Source organism: Candidatus Woesearchaeota archaeon (genome assembly GCA_030651135.1).
Taxonomy (GTDB): Archaea; Nanobdellota; Nanobdellia; order Woesearchaeales; family JACPBO01; genus JACPBO01.
Genome location: JAUSCS010000013.1, coordinates 1 through 16,204, shown reverse-complemented (window position 1 = coordinate 16,204; position 16,204 = coordinate 1). Strand labels below are relative to the sequence as shown.

General features: G+C 37.9%; 20 protein-coding genes and 2 tRNA genes. 15 read left to right on the top strand and 7 right to left on the bottom strand.

Annotated elements, in window-relative coordinates; translation table 11 throughout:
* Positions 1 to 24 precede the first annotated feature (24 nt).
* The 4 genes from Q7J54_06540 (at position 25) to Q7J54_06525 (ending at position 2,378) form a co-directional block, all read left to right on the top strand.
* The gene (locus Q7J54_06540; GenBank protein MDO8741200.1) at positions 25 to 720 is read left to right on the top strand and encodes an HD domain-containing protein; all 696 of its coding nucleotides are present in this window, start codon (positions 25 to 27) and stop codon (positions 718 to 720) included.
* Positions 720 to 920: a DNA-directed RNA polymerase subunit K gene (locus tag Q7J54_06535; GenBank protein ID MDO8741199.1), complete on the top strand. Its 201-nt coding sequence runs from the start codon at positions 720 to 722 to the stop codon at positions 918 to 920. Before Q7J54_06540 ends, Q7J54_06535 begins: the two co-directional genes overlap by 1 nt.
* A 130-nt stretch (positions 921 to 1,050) precedes the next feature.
* On the top strand, positions 1,051 to 1,569 hold the full coding sequence (locus Q7J54_06530) for a hypothetical protein (GenBank protein MDO8741198.1): 519 nt from the start codon (positions 1,051 to 1,053) through the stop codon (positions 1,567 to 1,569).
* A 551-nt stretch (positions 1,570 to 2,120) separates the two neighbouring features.
* Positions 2,121 to 2,378 carry a hypothetical protein gene (locus tag Q7J54_06525; GenBank protein ID MDO8741197.1) on the top strand — a complete coding sequence of 86 codons (258 nt, stop codon included), beginning with the start codon at positions 2,121 to 2,123 and terminating at the stop codon, positions 2,376 to 2,378.
* Here the strand turns inward: Q7J54_06525 and Q7J54_06520 are convergent.
* Together Q7J54_06520 and Q7J54_06515 are read right to left on the bottom strand one after the other, a co-directional pair.
* Positions 2,375 to 3,499: a hypothetical protein gene (locus Q7J54_06520; protein ID MDO8741196.1), complete on the bottom strand. Its 1,125-nt coding sequence runs from the start codon at positions 3,497 to 3,499 to the stop codon at positions 2,375 to 2,377. The two genes, Q7J54_06525 and Q7J54_06520, sit on opposite strands and share 4 nt — an antisense overlap.
* Before the next feature lie 55 nt (positions 3,500 to 3,554).
* A complete protein-coding gene (locus tag Q7J54_06515; protein ID MDO8741195.1) occupies positions 3,555 to 4,829 on the bottom strand; it encodes a prephenate dehydrogenase in 1,275 nt (424 codons plus the stop codon).
* Between the two features lie 327 nt (positions 4,830 to 5,156).
* On the opposite strand from Q7J54_06515, the gene tuf reads away from it, so the two are divergent.
* The 3 genes from tuf to Q7J54_06500 all read left to right on the top strand — a co-directional run bounded on the left by tuf (position 5,157) and on the right by Q7J54_06500 (position 7,253).
* Entirely contained in the window at positions 5,157 to 6,446 is a 1,290-nt protein-coding gene (tuf, locus tag Q7J54_06510) for a translation elongation factor EF-1 subunit alpha (protein ID MDO8741194.1), read from the top strand.
* A gap of 85 nt (positions 6,447 to 6,531) precedes the next feature.
* Entirely contained in the window at positions 6,532 to 6,843 is a 312-nt protein-coding gene (rpsJ, locus tag Q7J54_06505; protein ID MDO8741193.1) for a 30S ribosomal protein S10, read from the top strand.
* Between the two features lie 8 nt (positions 6,844 to 6,851).
* Complete coding sequence (locus Q7J54_06500; GenBank protein MDO8741192.1) at positions 6,852 to 7,253, top strand: hypothetical protein; 402 nt, start codon at positions 6,852 to 6,854, stop codon at positions 7,251 to 7,253.
* On the opposite strand, the gene lgt is transcribed toward Q7J54_06500, so the two are convergent.
* Positions 7,228 to 8,019, bottom strand: coding sequence for a prolipoprotein diacylglyceryl transferase (gene lgt, locus Q7J54_06495; GenBank protein ID MDO8741191.1), 792 nt, complete (start codon positions 8,017 to 8,019; stop codon positions 7,228 to 7,230). The genes Q7J54_06500 and lgt overlap by 26 nt on opposite strands.
* Entirely contained in the window at positions 8,019 to 8,789 is a 771-nt protein-coding gene (locus Q7J54_06490; protein MDO8741190.1) for a hypothetical protein, read from the bottom strand. The genes lgt and Q7J54_06490 overlap by 1 nt, the downstream gene beginning before the upstream one ends.
* Positions 8,790 to 8,972: 183 nt before the next feature.
* Between Q7J54_06490 and Q7J54_06485 the strand changes: the two genes are divergently transcribed.
* Together Q7J54_06485 and Q7J54_06480 are read left to right on the top strand one after the other, a co-directional pair.
* A complete protein-coding gene (locus tag Q7J54_06485; GenBank protein MDO8741189.1) occupies positions 8,973 to 9,431 on the top strand; it encodes a glycerol-3-phosphate acyltransferase in 459 nt (152 codons plus the stop codon).
* A 57-nt stretch (positions 9,432 to 9,488) separates the two neighbouring features.
* Entirely contained in the window at positions 9,489 to 10,115 is a 627-nt protein-coding gene (locus Q7J54_06480) for an endonuclease V (GenBank protein ID MDO8741188.1), read from the top strand.
* A 3-nt stretch (positions 10,116 to 10,118) separates the two neighbouring features.
* On the opposite strand, the gene Q7J54_06475 is transcribed toward Q7J54_06480, so the two are convergent.
* The gene (locus Q7J54_06475; protein MDO8741187.1) at positions 10,119 to 10,532 is read right to left on the bottom strand and encodes an NUDIX domain-containing protein; all 414 of its coding nucleotides are present in this window, start codon (positions 10,530 to 10,532) and stop codon (positions 10,119 to 10,121) included.
* Positions 10,525 to 11,349, bottom strand: a complete 825-nt coding sequence (locus tag Q7J54_06470) for a hypothetical protein (GenBank protein ID MDO8741186.1) — start codon at positions 11,347 to 11,349, stop codon at positions 10,525 to 10,527. Before Q7J54_06470 ends, Q7J54_06475 begins: the two co-directional genes overlap by 8 nt.
* Before the next feature lie 100 nt (positions 11,350 to 11,449).
* Between Q7J54_06470 and Q7J54_06465 the strand changes: the two genes are divergently transcribed.
* The 6 genes from Q7J54_06465 to Q7J54_06440 all read left to right on the top strand — a co-directional run bounded on the left by Q7J54_06465 (position 11,450) and on the right by Q7J54_06440 (position 15,538).
* A tRNA-Ser gene (locus Q7J54_06465) sits at positions 11,450 to 11,545 on the top strand.
* 3 nt (positions 11,546 to 11,548) lie between these two features.
* Positions 11,549 to 11,623: transfer RNA gene (locus Q7J54_06460), tRNA-Glu, on the top strand.
* Between the two features lie 83 nt (positions 11,624 to 11,706).
* Positions 11,707 to 12,942, top strand: coding sequence for a tyrosine-type recombinase/integrase (locus tag Q7J54_06455; GenBank protein MDO8741185.1), 1,236 nt, complete (start codon positions 11,707 to 11,709; stop codon positions 12,940 to 12,942).
* Positions 12,943 to 13,176: 234 nt separating this feature from the next.
* On the top strand, positions 13,177 to 13,704 hold the full coding sequence (locus tag Q7J54_06450) for an RES family NAD+ phosphorylase (protein MDO8741184.1): 528 nt from the start codon (positions 13,177 to 13,179) through the stop codon (positions 13,702 to 13,704).
* 185 nt (positions 13,705 to 13,889) lie between these two features.
* Positions 13,890 to 14,714 carry a hypothetical protein gene (locus Q7J54_06445; protein MDO8741183.1) on the top strand — a complete coding sequence of 275 codons (825 nt, stop codon included), beginning with the start codon at positions 13,890 to 13,892 and terminating at the stop codon, positions 14,712 to 14,714.
* Between the two features lie 272 nt (positions 14,715 to 14,986).
* On the top strand, positions 14,987 to 15,538 hold the full coding sequence (locus Q7J54_06440; protein MDO8741182.1) for an abortive infection system antitoxin AbiGi family protein: 552 nt from the start codon (positions 14,987 to 14,989) through the stop codon (positions 15,536 to 15,538).
* Positions 15,539 to 15,731: 193 nt separating this feature from the next.
* Here the strand turns inward: Q7J54_06440 and Q7J54_06435 are convergent, their stop codons facing one another.
* Positions 15,732 to 15,920: a hypothetical protein gene (locus Q7J54_06435; GenBank protein ID MDO8741181.1), complete on the bottom strand. Its 189-nt coding sequence runs from the start codon at positions 15,918 to 15,920 to the stop codon at positions 15,732 to 15,734.
* Positions 15,921 to 16,204 lie beyond the last annotated feature (284 nt).

Sequence of the window (16,204 nt, the reverse complement as noted above, 5' to 3'; positions counted from 1 at the left end):
TAATTTAGCAGTAATTGCATCCTTATGGATTTTTTATTTGAACCGATATGGAAAGATTTCAATAAACTGCAGGAGAAAAGCAATGTAACCTGCGAGCACAGCATCAGAGTTGCTGATTATGCTATTCGCCTGGCTGACAAGCTGATTGATTGCATTCGTTCCAGTAATGCAGATGAACATCTTCTTAAATTATTTGGTGAATTGAACCTCGATGATGTGAAGTATAAAGTATACCAAGCTGCGCTCCATCATGATATCGGCAAGTTTAAGGCGCCCGACGAAATACTAAACAAAAACGGCAAACTTTCAAGGGAGGAATTTTATGTATTATGGCCTCACCCTTATCACGGCATGGAAATGCTGGTTGAAGAAGGTTGTGAGGACAGGGATATTTTAATCGGCGTTTACCTTTCTCACGAGAGGCTTAATGAAAAGAGCTATTTCAAAACAAAAGATAGCTATATTGGCCTTATCGCGAGAATTATAGGAGTAACAGATTCTTTTGACTCAAAGGCCAATCCCCACGTCAATGGAGAAGCGGCAAGAAGCGATAAACAGGCAGCTTTGGAATTAATACTGGACAATGGTTTAGATCGGCATATTGTCAGGAATTTTATTGAAATGGAAGGAATTCAAATCTCAATTTTCGATAGATTTAAAAACAAACTGGTTTTCCAAATATCAAGATGGCTGAATCAAAACAAGGATCTCAAGAACTGATAAAATACACAAGGTATGAAAAAGTAAGGATCATCGGAAGCAGGGCATTGCAGATCTCAATGGGTGCTCCATTCCTGATTAAGCTTTCGAAGGAAGATCTTGAGAGGCTGCATTATAACCCGATTGAGATTGCAAAGATTGAGTTTGAAAAAGACATTATTCCCATAACAGTCAAAAGGCCGATGCCCGGGACAAAATAATCAGGAAACTGCATACTTCTTCTCTATGTGCTCCCTGAATGCCGGGCCGGAGTTATAGGAACAGAATGGGTAGATCGCCTATTTAAAATCCGTAAAGTATAAATAGTAATTTCCATTTCCATACATACTAATGAGCATCATAAAAGACTCCATAACTAGATATCATTTAATGAAACATTTAGATGAAAAGCCAAGTGAAAAATCTGTTAATGATAGATTACTTGCTTTTATGAAGCATCATGGTCTACTTACAGAATCAATATTAAATGTTGTTGTTGAAGAATACCGTAATTCTTTGCCTATTTCAGATTCTGAATATGAAATTCCTTTTGTTCCAGAATACCATCACCATATTCTACTAAATGCTTTAGATTACTGTGCGAAAACAGGGAATAGAAAAGCCTCACGTTCTTTAGCGGAAGTTCTTTCTGATTCTGGATCTGCTACTGATGTAGCACGGATTGCTAGAAAATATGATGATTTTAAAATTGCTTCTGTAGCTGAAGATATGTCAAAATTGAGATGGGATATCGTAAAAGAAACTGCAAGATTACTTAAACAACAATTAGGCAGAATACCTTACAAAACTGAATCTGCATTGAATCATTATCAAACAGATCATCTTACTGTTCGTGCGATTTTGAGATAAATTAAATAGGCAACCCTTGCTTCTGTCAAGAACCACCCATCAGAGATGGGTGGAATGTTACCATCATTCACCGCATCAGGTGGTTCTTGAGCATGCTCAAAAATTTTCCAGAAGCGAAAAAGTCGGCTTTCAGCCACCAGTTAAAAACTGGTGGAAAATTTTTGACATTTTATTTCATTGCACTCTGTGCTTTATGTAGAAAACTCAACTCAAAAAATTTAATCTCTTCACTTGTTCGGCTTCGCCTCACAATGTTCCAAGTTAAATTGTTTTGGTTTTTGCTCACTAGGTCGTCGCATACGCTCCCCGCCTTGCCTAAAAACCCAAAAATTTATAAAATAGCGGCCTTTATATGCTCTGTGGGGTGATCCTATATGGTTAAAAAATTAAAGAAAAAGGCAGTAAAATCCGCAATAAAAGCTGTAAAAAAATACAAAAAGCCTGCTAAGAAAGCAGCAAAAGCTGTGAAAATGGTTCAGAAGGCTGTGAAGAAGATTGTTAAGAAAGCCGTTAAAAAATCAGGTGTTAAAGCTACAAAACTGGCAGCTGTAATCGAACAGCCGCAGGAGAAGGAAATCGGCGTTGTAACGCATTACTTTACAAACATCGGAGTTGCAGTGATCAAATTAAGCAATACGCTAAGAGTTGGCGACGAGATACACATAAAAGGCGCAACCTCTGACTTCAAGCAAAGAATTGACAGCATGCAGATAGAGCATGATCAGATAAAGGAAGCTAAAGCAGGGCAGAGCATTGGCTTGAAGGTTGCGGATCACGCAAGGGAAAAAGATATGGTTTATAAGGCTTAATCAAAAAACAGTTCTTTTATTTTTTTCTTATTTGTTATGCTCGTCCCTTTCAATGTTTCTTCCAAAGCATAATGCACGAACTCCGGAGTCAGAGGGCAGTAAAATTCAAGTTCGTGATTCCTGAATGCTTCGGCAGATCTTCCAATAAATTTCATAGGATGCACCAAAGCAGTGTCTTTCATGAACTGGTCTCTGATGCTGTGCGGCAAACATGTGATAATTAATTTATCGTCTCTTTGCTCTGTTTTTTTGTTTATTAAGCCTTCATAAGATGCACCCACGCCAAATGCAGCCAAAAAAGACTGCCTGTAAATAACATCCACTTTGTCCAGTTCATCATCATAAATCTTGTTTATCTTGCCAGCATCATTTTCCCGGCAAACTTTAACTATGCAGCTTCTGAAATTTTCACCTTTATTTTTATTGAATGTGAACTTATGGTAATCTATGAACTCATACATTGTTGCCCTTGATTCTTTCAAAAATTCAAACAATAAATAATACAATTTCTGTGTTGAATATGGGGCATTTAATTCCTTAAGGCCTTTTAGACCTTCTCTTTCTTTTTTGTTTATTGTGGGTAAATCAACAAAATGAATCAGCTCATGCCGTAATGACTTTGTTATATAAGACATACTTGCTCCATTAAGATAGAACATTGGGAAGAAGCGGCAGGTTAATTCATTGCCATGAAACTTCAATATAAGGTGGCGCTCTGTCGAATTTTTTTCATCGATAGTTGCAACATTCTCGACTTCATCTTCTATGGCCCTTGAAATTTCGAGTGTTATTTTGGCAGGAGATACCGACAAAGAAACACCATCGCCATTCAGCATCTTTAAAAATAATTCTGTGAAAATTCTTTCAACCTTGCTTTCAAAGCCGGCAAATGACGGCTTTTTTGAAAATATATTTTTATCTGCCCTGATTGCTTTCATCAGATTTCTGCTTTTCTTCAGGCACATGGGTTTTTTTCTGTGAGTATAAACATCTATCATCTCATCAACATCTTTTAAAAACTCTTTTTCTCCATATTCTTCAACATTAAATGCGAGAAATACACCAACATCTTTGCCGTTAAGTGCAATTTTGCGGATTAACTTGCCTTCGAGACCCCCCATAAGCTTGGGATTTCACAGAAATATAAAAAACTTTTGGTTGAAATTCAAATGCTGCCTATTTATAACGTGCCAATCTCTCAATAAGTTCGTTGCTTCTTTTCATTCCTTCAGGAATTCTGTCTTTAAAAAATTCCTTAGTGGCATTAAATTGCCGTTTATACCCTACAACATCGCCATGGCCAATTATCGAAGCCCATTCCCTGACAGCAGTATGGAATTCTAAATCATCTCCCCTTATTTTTTTATCGAATAATGCTGTTTGGAGTGATTCTTCAAGAATCTCAGGAGTTCTAAATAGGTATTCTGCAATTCCTAACCAGAGTTTGAAGACAGGCGTTTCGCACACTCTATTTTTGTAAGGATTTATCCCTAGTTGATACCACGCATCAACCATTGCCAAAAGGCTTAAGTGGGAATTTGGTTTTCTTTTTGGCTGGCTGCCTAAACCAAATTTTATCGTAACATTTGGCTCTTCAAATAATTCATCCAATAACAATGTTGAATCTTCATTTCCAAACACATAATCGCCTGCTTTTCTTATTCGGTCTCTGAACTGTTTTTCATCTTCTTGAATCATTAATTTAAACAATTCCGATTCTGATTTTGCATATTGGCTGATTTGTTCCTTTGCAAAAGGATTTAGAATTGCCAGCCCGGAGTATACGTGCGCCTTCCCGCCATAAATTCTCAGCATTAGCAAGATCTTTATGTTGTCAATTCTGTTAGTATAAGAAGGATCTTCCCAGGGATAAAAACCGGAATTTTTCCATGCTGTCCCCATGCTCTCAAATCCTACATGGGTGTTTGCTTGTGTATCTGCTGTAATTCTATCATGCTCTTGATAAGTTGGAATTTCTATAATTCTTGAACTTAATTTCCCGAAAGCTTCAATTGCTCTTTTATAAGCATCATCAGAACTTCTGTGCCTTATAACTGCTAAGCCCTGCCCATCAGGGCTAACTGAAGGGCCATGCAAAGAATGGCAAGTAACTATGTGTACATCTTTTGGCAAATATTTTTCAAAGGCTTCAATTTCAGGAGTTTTTACAGAAGTCTGGCCTGCAACTATTGCTCCTGTTTTTGTTGATGGGCCAGATTGCATTGCTGCTCTGCCAATATTTTCTGCTTCTACTGAGTAAAATATCAAATCGCTTCTTCTGGAAACAGCAATTCCGTCATCTAAAATATGAACACCGGTTCCCTGCAATTCCTGCTCTAATTGACTTCTTTTTTCAGGCAAATCGCAGCCATTAACCCTGTAACCCTGACTAGAATATTTACGGGCATATAATTTTCCCATATCACCCAAACCAATAATGCCAATTTCCATGGCAAAGAGGGACATCTGTGTATTTATAAATCTTTTTATTTTGTAACCATCGCAAAGTTAATAAATAAACCCAAATTAAGCTCGAATATCGCATTTTTCAGCAATATTTAAACAATGAAATTCCGCTCATTTTTAATGAGTGGAATGAATTGTGCTCAAAAACCACACAATTCGGGAATTTCAAGCGTCAAAAACCCGCTTGATGTGCATATCAACACAAACATGCCACCGTCTGTGATGGGTGGTTTTTGACAAAGCAACCATAACCTTTATAAATAAATCCGAAATACCTTTTAATGCATATTTAGCACATAGGAGGTTTTAAACATGGCAAAAGAAAAAACACACATAAACCTTGTATTTATCGGGCATGTAGATCATGGTAAATCAACAACTGTAGGCAGATTATTGTACGATTCAAAGCATATTGACGAAGCAACACTCAGAAAGCTTAAAGAAAGGGCAAAAGAAGTTGGAAAGCCTGGCTTTGAATTTGCATTCGTAATGGACAATCTTAAAGAGGAGCAGGAAAGGGGAGTTACAATTGACCTGAGCCATCAGAGATTTAACACGCCAAAATACTATTTCACAATAATTGACGCGCCTGGCCACAAAGACTTTATTAAAAACATGATTACAGGAGCAGCACAGGCAGATGCCGGCGTCTTAGTTGTAAGCGCCAACCCAGGAGACGGCGTTCAAGCACAGACAAAAGAGCACGTTTTCCTGGCAAGAACATTGGGTGTCAATCAGCTGATAATTTCTATTAACAAAATGGACATGGCAAAGTATGATGAAAAAAGATGGACCCAAGTCAAGGACGAAGTAAGCGCCTTGCTGAAAAGTGTAGGCTATGATCCTAGCAAAATACAGTTCCTTGCAACAGCAGCTTATCCTGGCGAAAATATTGTGAACAAGTCAGCAAATATGCCCTGGTATAAAGGACCGACATTAATGGAGTCAATTGATAATCTAAATCCTCCTGAAAAACCAACACAATTGCCATTAAGGCTTCCAGTTCAGGATGTTTACAACATCACAGGAATCGGAGTTGTGCCGGTTGGCAGAGTTGAAACAGGAATTATGAAAGTTGGCGATAAGGTTATATTCATGCCTGGCAGAGAAGGAAAAGGCGTGCAGGGAGAAGTAAAAACCATAGAAATGCACCATGAGCAGATGCAGCAGGCTGAGCCAGGAGACAATATCGGATTTAACGTCAGAGGCATTGGCAAGAATGATATTACAAGAGGCGATGTTCTTGGCCATGTTGACAGTCCGCCAACTGTTGTAACAGAGTTTACAGCGCAGATTGTTGTATTGAACCATCCGACTGTTGTAACAGTGGGCTACACGCCAGTGTTCCACATTCACACTTCGCAAACAGCATGCCAAATAATAGCTATAAAGAAAAAGCTTAACCCGGCAACTGGTGAGACATTGCAGGAAAATCCTGATTTTATCAAAAACGGAGATGCTGCAATTATACAAGTCAAGCCTGTTGTGCCGTTGGTTATTGAAAGGCAGAAAGACATTCCGCATATGTCAAGGTTTGCTGTGCGTGATTCAGGAGCAACAGTCGCTGCCGGCATGTGTATCGATCTGGTCAAAAAGGCCTAAAACTTTTTTCCCTTTAATTAGGGACATGGTGAACTGAAGCTCATCATGCGGCAAACGACTTCAGCAACAAAACAAGGAAACCAAAATGCAGAAAGCAAGAATAAAACTAGCAAGCACAAGCATAGAGCAGATAAATGAAGTGTGCAAAAGCATACAAGATATAGCTGAAAAAACTGGAGTCGATATGCGCGGCCCTATTCCTTTGCCTACTAAAAAGCTCAGATTAACCACCAGAAAAGGCCCTGATGGCGGCGGCACAGCAATGTGGGATCATTACGAGATGAGGATCCACAAAAGGCTGATTGATCTTGGCATTGACGAAAGAGCTTTAAGACTGGTTATGCGTGTTACTATTCCTGAAGGCCTCAACATTGAGATTGAGATGATTGATGTTTAATTCTGAAAATGAAATTAAAAACATTTAAAGAGCTCGAATACCATATAAAAAAGTTTGTAAATGCAGAAAAGTCAGAACAATTTGCCGAAAGGACAAAGAGATTTAATGAAGAACTGCTGCGCGTGTTTGAGTATTACAGCATACGTCCTTTGATTGATTTTGACAAGCTTAGAGAGAACTGCACCAGGGTTATTTTAGATGTTGATGACGGGAAAGCCAATTATTCGGTGCCTTTAATTCTGACAAATATTAGATTCCACATATTCAAAAAAGAAATGGTATATACAGGAGTACTGGGGATAGAAGATGTGTGCTGCGGCATATTGCCTGATGAAGAACCCCCGAAGAAGGAATTCAGGTCGTGGGATGTTGAAAGAATGCGCATCAACGGCTTTTCTTCTTATAATTAAACCTTATTAAAAAAAACAGGGCAGTTAAAAACATAACAATGTTCAGTATCTGCCCCATTGTCAGTCCAAAAGCAATAAACCCGAGCTGCTCATCAGGCATTCTGAAGAATTCAATAAAGAACCTTAAAACCGAGTACATGATCACAAAAAGCCAGAATAAGGATCCTGCTGGAAGCTTTTTTCCTTTTGTTTTCAGATCATAAACAAACCACAGCACAGAAAACATAAATAAATTTTTAATGGCCTCATAAATCTGCGACGGATGCCTGCAGCCTTCAAAGTTCTGGAATTTGACGCACCACGGAACATTTGTTATTCTCCCGATAAGTTCGCCATTGATGAAGTTTGCGATTCTGCCTAAAAACAAGCCAAGCGCAAGCGGAATAACTGCAATGTCTGCTATTTCGTAGAAGCTTATTTTTTTCTTTCTGCAGAATAAAAGGCCTGCAATTATTGCTCCGACTAATCCGCCGTGAAAGCTTAGGCCGCCATGCCATACAGCAGGAATCATCAATGGGTTATTGATGAAATAAACAGGATCGTAAAAAACAACGTAAAAAACCCTTGCCCCTATTACTGTTCCGATAAGAAGGTAAAAGACGAAATCAGCAACGTCATCTTTGGTTAATTTTAATTTTCCTTTTTTTGCAAGATGATAGATCATGAAATAAGCGATTACAAAGCCGAGCGCATAGATGATGCCGTAATACCTTATCTCAAGGCTGCCGAGCCTGAAAAGAACAGGATCAATGCTGTTGTAAAACATTACACGCCTCTGTTTTTGCTTTTAACTATGAGATAGAAATAAACCCTGTTGAATGCGTTTATTAGGTAAAAGATAACTATTGTAACTATTGAGAATGCTGCATTGTAAATTGTATTGTAGGACATCGGAACAGGCTTTGAGAAAAGCGTGTATTTCATGATAAGGCCTATTATTGCATAAATTATGAAGTAAGCTAATAAAAATAAAACCGAGCCCAAAAACACAGGAATATAAGATGGAATTTTCTTGAATGTAAAACTAAGGGCGGCAGAAACAGGATTTTTCCCGCTTGCAAAATAAGAATGGCATATGTTCAGGAAAGAATAAGCGAAAAATAGGAATAAGATCAGCGCAATCCTTAAGACAAGCTTCTGGTAGCTTTCAACGATTAGAAAAGGAATAATTGCGGAAAGAATGAAAAATATAGCGCCAAAAACAAAAAAGATGATTATGTTGATGAGATAAAATTTTCCAAATCTGCCAAAATTCAGGTCAGATTTTTCAAACATTGATTTTATAAAATGCAGAATGGAATATTTGAAAAATGAATAAAGCGCAGCGAAGATTAAAAAATAGAGCAGCATATATGCCAAGGCGTAAATCGGAAGTATGATCCTGCCTTCGGAAAAAACACCCACAATCTTGTTTGCGGAATAGATGCTCAGCAAAAACATCGCGTCAAAAAGGAGCATGTAAAAAAACAAAGAGGGCGCTGGCTTTATTTTTCTGAATACCTCTAAAAACAGCGTTTTCTTTATTGAAAATTTCACAGGTTTAATACCTCGCACTTTAGTGTGAAATTTTTCAATCCCGAAAACCGCATGGCAGATACCTCTGGCTTTACCCTGAGGATTAATGCGGTTTTCGTTATTTTGACTAAAAAACCACCCTTTTTCATATAAAAATGGCTGAAAATAGAAGTATTTAAATATTTCCTTTATTATTATTGCGCCATGCTGACTGAAATAATCTTTATAGTGCTGTCATACCTGATAGGAGCTGTATCGCCAAGCTACTTTGCAGCAAAAACATTTGCAGGCATTGATATAAGGAGATACGGCAATAAGACAGCAGGCGCTTTGAATACGTATGATGTGATTGGCTTGATGCCTGCCATCACTGTCGCCATCCTTGATGCTGGAAAAGCTTTTTTTGTGGTAATTCTTTCAATTTACCTTGGCTTCAACATCTATTACATTTTTTTAATAGGGCTTGCAGCGATAGCCGGCAATATCTTTCCATTTTATCTTGATTTTGAAGGCGGCCATGGCCTCGCAACAACAGCCGGAGTTGTGCTGGCATCATTGCTTTTGTTTGGAAAAGAAAGGGCTTCATATGTTGCGATACTTATTGCAGCATTCATTCTTTTATACATCATAACAAGAAATGTTATAAAGAGGGTAAAGGGTTAGCGGGGCTGAATTTGACACTCTATCAGCAAAAATTTTATAAATGCCTTGCTCTAGAATATGATTATAGACATAAATAAGTTAAAAGAGGATCAGATAAGGCTTTCTAAAAAGATTGTTCTGAAAGATGAATTCGAGAAAATAGAGAAAATCGCGGGCTGCGATATAGCGCAGAAAGGCAATGAGCTGGTTGCAGCGATTGTTGTATGCGATTATAAAACATTGAATGTGCTGGAAAAGCAATATACAATAACATCTGCAAAAATACCTTACATCCCTGAATTTCTGGGCTTCAGGGAATGCCCTGCTCTGATTGAGTGCTACAGCAAATTAACAGCTGAGCCGGATATTCTGATTTTTGACGGCAACGGGATTTTACATCCCAGAAGATTCGGTGCAGCATCGCAGCTTGGCCTTTCAATAGACAAGCCGGCAATAGGAGTTGCCAAATCCCTGCTCTGCGGCGAAGTAAAGGGCAATGAAGTTTTTCTCAATGATGAAAAAGTTGGATTTGAATTAAAAACAAAGGAATTCTCAAAGCCGCTTTATGTGAGTCCCGGTCATAGAATAACATTGAAAACATCTGTTGAGATCGTAAAGAATCTTATCAGGCCGCCGCACAAGCTTCCGGAGCCATTGCATCTTGCTCATAGATATGCTGAGGAGATGAAAGAAAAGAATGAATAGAATTTAGTGCGATAGCAGAAATTCATTCGCCTTTTTCAAAATTTCTTTGGAATTTTTAAAAGTGACGCGTTTTGATGCATCTTCATAATTCAGCCATTCATAGCCAATATGCTCGAAAGAGATCTTTACCTCTTTTTGTTCTGTTTCAGCAAGATAGAAAACAACCTCTTTGGAGATCAGTTTGCCTTCTCTTCTGTAAAAATACTTTATTCGTTCCTTAAAGCCCTCTGCAAAACTTATTTCTGCTATGCCGGTTTCTTCCTTTATTTCCCTTGTTATGGTTTCTTTTTCCTGTTCGCCTTTTTCTATATTGCCTTTTGGAAAGTCCCAGTGGCCTGCCCCATAATGCAATAGAAGATATTTTATTTCTTTATCTTTTCTGAAAACTACAGCTCCGGCAGATGTTTCATCAGGCATTTTTCACTTTATTTATTTTATTAATAATCAAACAAATGAATACTCTTACCCAGCTTAAGGCAGGAAGGAACAGTAAAAACCCTAAAACAACCATAAGAGCATAATTTATTTGCTGGGCGAAAAGAAGAATGTAATTTATTATTAAGAATACAATGGCAACGATAACATACACAGGAACAAAGATTAAAAATTTTTTAAAACCTGATGCAAATGAGCGCTTAATTACTCCTTTCTTTACGGGCAATGCATAGCTTATGAAGGCAAAATAAGCGATTATAACTGCAATTATCAACGCAATAACTCCGGTATCCTGCTTTTTCCCGCTTAATAGTATGAGTATTCCTATCATTCTTTCAAAAAACATTCCCAGGTAAAGAAGAGCAAGCCACAAAATGTTTATTTTGAAAAAAGATTTCATGAACTCGCTAACCCTGAATTTGCTTCCTGTAAGGTTTCTGGCAATTCTCCAGTTCAAGCCCTGGAATACGCAATAAACCAAATAAATAAAAATCATCAATGCAAAAAACAAAAGCAGTATTGACTTTAAGCCCTGGCCGAATCCCTGCTGCAGCATCATTGCCTGGAACAGATTTTTTCCTTCTGCAATGAGCTGGTTGACTGAATCTTTGTTGCTGCTGGCGATCTGCAGCAGAATGTTGGACTTGTCTGTTATTACGTTGAATATGGCGAGCGAAACAACGCCGTAAATGGCGAAGAACAATAGGTCGAAAATAACTGAAAATACTACGTATTTAGGATTATTCTTCAGAATGTAAAATGACTTTAAAAACTGGTTTTTGAGTATAGTTAAGTCCATCATTAGCAATCAGGATGCTTTCTTATTTAAAGGTTTTTATTTTTAAAATAACTAAAACAAGCAAAAATCTTATAAATAAAGTGAAATCTTTAGCTCTTATGCCGCGATGGCACAATCTGGTAATGCGCAGGACTGGAACATTTTCGAGAGATTCTGTTCCCGCAAGGGTTTCCCGGTTCAAATCCGGGTCGCGGCGTATGCCCCCATAGTGTAGTTCGGCCAAGCATATGGGCTTCTCGAGCCCGAGACACGGGTTCGAATCCCGTTGGGGGCATTCCTTCTTCAACTATAATGTCCTCACCTTTGGCCATGATTTGTGCCAAAAGATTTTATACTTCATTTCTCAGGAGGAATAAAATGGCATACGACATACATAACTACGACCGAGAATTGGAAAAGGGAAGAGATGCTGTCAAGAAGGCAGCTATATCTGAAAGGAACAAAGAGATTATTTTTGAGTTTGAAAAATATCTTATAGTAAGAAACATCAGTAAAGCGAGAATCATAAAATACCTTGGAGAATTGAGAAGAACAGCAATTAAACTTGGTAAAGATCTTGATAAAGCCAACAAGCAAGACATAATTGATTTAGTGTGCGATATGCAACAAGGAGGCTACACAGAATGGACGAAAAAAACTAATAAGGCTGTTTTGAAAAGATTCTATAAATGGCTTAAAGGCGGTGATAAGCGGTATCCTGAGGAAGTAGAATGGATAGACACCCATATGCCAAGAAGCAAAAGAACATTGCCTAAGACAGAGGATTTGCTGACACAAGAAGACATATCAAAGTTGATTGGGGCAGCCAATAACCTTAGAGATAGGGCTCTTATAGCCATGCTTTGGGAGAGTGGCGGAAGAATAGGCGAAATTGGAAATCAGGAAGTAGGAGGCATTAGTTTTGATAAATATGGTGGAGTTGTTACATTGAATGGCAAGACAGGTCCAAGAGCTGTTAGACTTATCAATTCTGCTTCTTATCTTGCTAACTGGCTCAGCATCCATCCTAAAAGGGAAGACAAACACGCACCATTATGGGTGAGTATAGGGAATAATAATCGTAACAGATTTATAAGTTATGGCATGGTATTGCAGATGTTGAAGAAATTGTTTGAAAAGACTGGGATAAAGAAGAGGTTTAATCCTCATATTTTCCGTCATAGCAGGGCAACCTTCTTGGCAAATCATTTGACAGAATTCCAGATGAACCAGTATTTTGGCTGGGTGCAAGGGTCTGACATGCCCTCTACTTACGTGCATCTTTCTGGCAAGGAAACTGAAAATGCACTGCTGAGACTTAATGGAATTGAAGTGCCTGAGAACAGAGAGGAACAAACACAAAAACCAAGAATCTGCAAAAGATGTGACACAATTAATCCTGCTTTGAATAAGTTCTGTTGCAGATGCGGTGCTGTGCTTGATGTAAAGACTGCTATGGAGATGGAAACTGAGTTTAAGGAACAAATAGACGCCAGGAGCAAATCTGATAATATTATGAACAATCTTGTAAAAGACCCTGAATTTCAGGAATTTCTGGCTAGGAAATTGGAGCAATATAGAAGAGATACGAATGGTTTGTCTAATGTCACCTAAATTGTTTATGCAAATATAACTTTTAGAATATTGAAGAGAGAAGTTCGGTCTATTATAATTATGTAGTATTGACACTATCAGAGGTATCCCAGAAATCAGAACGTTCATCAGAATTACCATCGTTTTCAGACGAGAACCCTTTAATCAGATTAGTTAGTTATAAAAAAGACAAAGTTCAATACATCCAATTTTAAATTTGACTTTGATAATAGGGTGTGGTATAAGTAAGGTGTAATGGATAAAAAGCAATGTCCTGCCTGTAAAGAAGTGGAACAACAACAGCTTTCCTACAAGAAATATATTGTTCTGGTACGGGCCAACAATGATTTCATATCGATTCGAGATACGCGTTATCCCCTCGGTTCCCTTCCGCCATCCGGGGAAGGGCGTTTCCACCGTCAGGGCCAACTGGCCTACTATGCTGCCAGTGGCGATGTTACCGCGCGTGCTGAAGTCTACCGCGACCCCGCAGCACAAATAAAGCCTCCATACGCACCATTCCAGATTCCAGCAGGGGATTATAACCTATTAGATTTTCGCCAGTACCTCGTAGACCATCCGAATAGTTGCCGCCAGTTCTTTTCGGATAGCGGGGATAGAGGTTGGTCAAATTGCCAGGTCTTACGCGACGAACTTGAGGTTGTCGGGTGCAGCGGAACCATCTATAGCAGTGTCGCAAATCCCGGTGGCATCAATATTGCCGTTTGGCCGCTGGATGGAACTCCGCTCACAGAATCGTTTTTCCACAAGAAAACGGATTAACAAATAGATAGATAGGATCAAGCGTCAGCCAACGCGATTGTCGGGAAAGCATAAATATGCTAAAAATGACAGGCAGCACGAAGATTTTATAGACGAGAAATAATTTTGATAGTTTCTGAAAATGTAGTATTTTGGGGTTTTTCAACAGTCTCAACAGACACACTATGTAGGGGATAAGGTCTGATATGGGATCGGATGAACAGGTCAAGGAAGTATTTGCCCAATTTGGTAGGGCGTATTACCTTAGCGAATGTTTGCATCGAGGTCTTTGTTTATGTTATGCGTCTGCCCCGTTTAAGGACAAAAAACATGTAACACGTCCTTATTACGAAGAACGCTTAGCATATGCATTTTCTTTGACTCTTGGGCAAATTATAAAAAACTTAGAAGAAATTCTTCCGAAAGAACTATATTTGGCTATTGAAAACTCAAGTGAAAAGCGGAATTATTTGGCCCATAAATTTTGGTATGAACGTTGTCATTTGTTTTTTACCTCGGCTGGGGTAGATGAGTTATTAGGGGAATTGAATAGTCTTTCAGATTTATTTGAAAAGTTAGATGAAAATATAGTAGAATATTATAAGCCTGTTATGGAAATATTAGGTGTGGATGAAACTATAATTGATAACGCTTTTAAAAACATTATTTCTGGGGCCAAGGACGAGCCATTACCAATTAGTAGAAATATTCGTAAATTTGAAAAGATTGTAAATTCCTGGGAAGTTCCAGTGGCTGACAAAGGTAAAAGTATAGTTTTCCAAACAGATGATGGCTTATTATTGCAATTGTGCGCCGATGGCCTAGGGTGGTCTTGTTATAAAAAACCAGACAATGATTGGTTGATTCTGGAAAAGGTACAAAAGCATTTGCCTGCAAATGTGGAAACGCGGCCTAAAAAAGAAAACCCATGGGATTATGAAATGAAATTTTCTACTGGTATATGTATTTGGGTGAAATATGGTTCTAAGGACAAGACGTTTAGATGGGGAATACGATTAAAAAAAGCTTAGGTGTTTAATAACTACCGCTTGTAGTAGACGGCTGCCAGGTTTCTAACTGAGGCCCCGCCGCTGAAGTGGAGCGTTGACTCCTAAGCCCACGCGGGACTATTGGAATAGGCAAACAGTTGCCTAATATCTGTTATGAGAGAAAAAATAGATTGCCTAATATTTCACAAAATCTAAGCTCGAACACATTATTTCACTTCACTAATTCATTTGAGAAATTATCAAATATTTTAAAAAATGGGTTCAAAATATCCTATGTTGCAGAAAACCTACCCATGAAAGATTCTTTCTATATTGCCCCAATGGTTTGTTTTTGCGATATCCCTTTAGGCGGAGTAAAAGTTCATCTACAACGATATGGTGATTATGGAATCGGTATCCACAAAAATTTCTGCGAGAGCAAGAATATAAATCCCGTTTTCTACATTCATAGTCATAGTGCATTCAATTTTATATTACCAAAACCTCTTGTGAAATTCGCTTCAGTTATACCATATGTTAAAAGATACCGAGGGGAAGACCTAAAAAGAAAAGATGAAGTTAGATTTTACAATGAGCGTGAATGGCGTTATGTTGAGAAAGATGAAGTTAGAATGTTAAGGGAGAATAGAGATTCTGTGAAAAATATTTGCTTTGTTCTAAACCAAAAATATAATAAATATTTAAGATTTGCATTAAATGCGATTGAATATATCATTGTCGGACGTAAAGTTGAGCTTATTCAAATGGTTAATTTTATAGAAAAAAGCATAGAGGCAAACGAACAAGAGAAGAAAATATTGTATACGAAAATTATTTATGCAACTAGAATAAAAAATGATTTTTAATAAAGCTCATAAAAACTTACTGCAGCGAACTGGGCGGCGTAGCTGACTAGTCGCTGAGCTCGGACATTAGCCCACCACTGATACTAATCTCTCAAAATTCTACTATTCTTTGCTGCTTTTTCCTTCTCAATCTTCTCACATATCTCATTCAGTACTCTAATCCATTCCGGTATCTTAGGTTTAACAGTTTCGGTCATTTTGCCTCGCTCATTATCTTATCATAGAGTTTGTTAAATTTATCTATAAAGAAAGTGTTATGATTTAATGCCAATGTCCTGATAAAGCCTGATAAGGTAGTGTAACCATTAGCTTGAGCATTAAGTTCTATCTGTTGCTTCTGGTCTTTTGTTACTACAAATTTAATTACATGATTTTTATTCATTTCTATAAAGTAGTAACATGTTCCTTAAATAGTTTGCTATCGTTTTATTCGGATTTTAAAGTATACTCAGAATTTGGAAACCGATACATTTATATGAAAAGATATTAAACTGATGCAACGATGAAACTCTCTTATTACTCATACGCAGGCTATGGTTTTCTTGTTGCTACTATATTTGGTATAAGCCGGTATGGGTTAAGTGATTATAGGGTTATGGGCTTGTTTATTTTAACGTTTTGCTTATTGATGGTAGATATAATAAGGTATTATAGAAAAAATAGTAA

Bases quoted from the DNA above. Each gene is read 5' to 3' on its own strand.
- Q7J54_06540 (MDO8741200.1), top strand. From the start codon at position 25: ATGGATTTTTTATTTGAACCGATATGGAAAGATTTCAATAAACTGCAG.
- Q7J54_06530 (MDO8741198.1), top strand. From the start codon at position 1,051: ATGAGCATCATAAAAGACTCCATAACTAGATATCATTTAATGAAACAT.
- Q7J54_06520 (MDO8741196.1), bottom strand. From the start codon at position 3,499: ATGGGGGGTCTCGAAGGCAAGTTAATCCGCAAAATTGCACTTAACGGC.
- Q7J54_06515 (MDO8741195.1), bottom strand. From the start codon at position 4,829: ATGGAAATTGGCATTATTGGTTTGGGTGATATGGGAAAATTATATGCC.
- tuf (MDO8741194.1), top strand. From the start codon at position 5,157: ATGGCAAAAGAAAAAACACACATAAACCTTGTATTTATCGGGCATGTA.
- rpsJ (MDO8741193.1), top strand. From the start codon at position 6,532: ATGCAGAAAGCAAGAATAAAACTAGCAAGCACAAGCATAGAGCAGATA.
- Q7J54_06500 (MDO8741192.1), top strand. From the start codon at position 6,852: ATGAAATTAAAAACATTTAAAGAGCTCGAATACCATATAAAAAAGTTT.
- lgt (MDO8741191.1), bottom strand. From the start codon at position 8,019: ATGTTTTACAACAGCATTGATCCTGTTCTTTTCAGGCTCGGCAGCCTT.
- Q7J54_06485 (MDO8741189.1), top strand. From the start codon at position 8,973: ATGCTGACTGAAATAATCTTTATAGTGCTGTCATACCTGATAGGAGCT.
- Q7J54_06480 (MDO8741188.1), top strand. From the start codon at position 9,489: ATGATTATAGACATAAATAAGTTAAAAGAGGATCAGATAAGGCTTTCT.
- Q7J54_06475 (MDO8741187.1), bottom strand. From the start codon at position 10,532: ATGCCTGATGAAACATCTGCCGGAGCTGTAGTTTTCAGAAAAGATAAA.
- Q7J54_06470 (MDO8741186.1), bottom strand. From the start codon at position 11,349: ATGGACTTAACTATACTCAAAAACCAGTTTTTAAAGTCATTTTACATT.
- Q7J54_06455 (MDO8741185.1), top strand. From the start codon at position 11,707: ATGGCATACGACATACATAACTACGACCGAGAATTGGAAAAGGGAAGA.
- Q7J54_06450 (MDO8741184.1), top strand. From the start codon at position 13,177: ATGGATAAAAAGCAATGTCCTGCCTGTAAAGAAGTGGAACAACAACAG.
- Q7J54_06445 (MDO8741183.1), top strand. From the start codon at position 13,890: ATGGGATCGGATGAACAGGTCAAGGAAGTATTTGCCCAATTTGGTAGG.
- Q7J54_06440 (MDO8741182.1), top strand. From the start codon at position 14,987: ATGAAAGATTCTTTCTATATTGCCCCAATGGTTTGTTTTTGCGATATC.
- Q7J54_06435 (MDO8741181.1), bottom strand. From the start codon at position 15,920: ATGAATAAAAATCATGTAATTAAATTTGTAGTAACAAAAGACCAGAAG.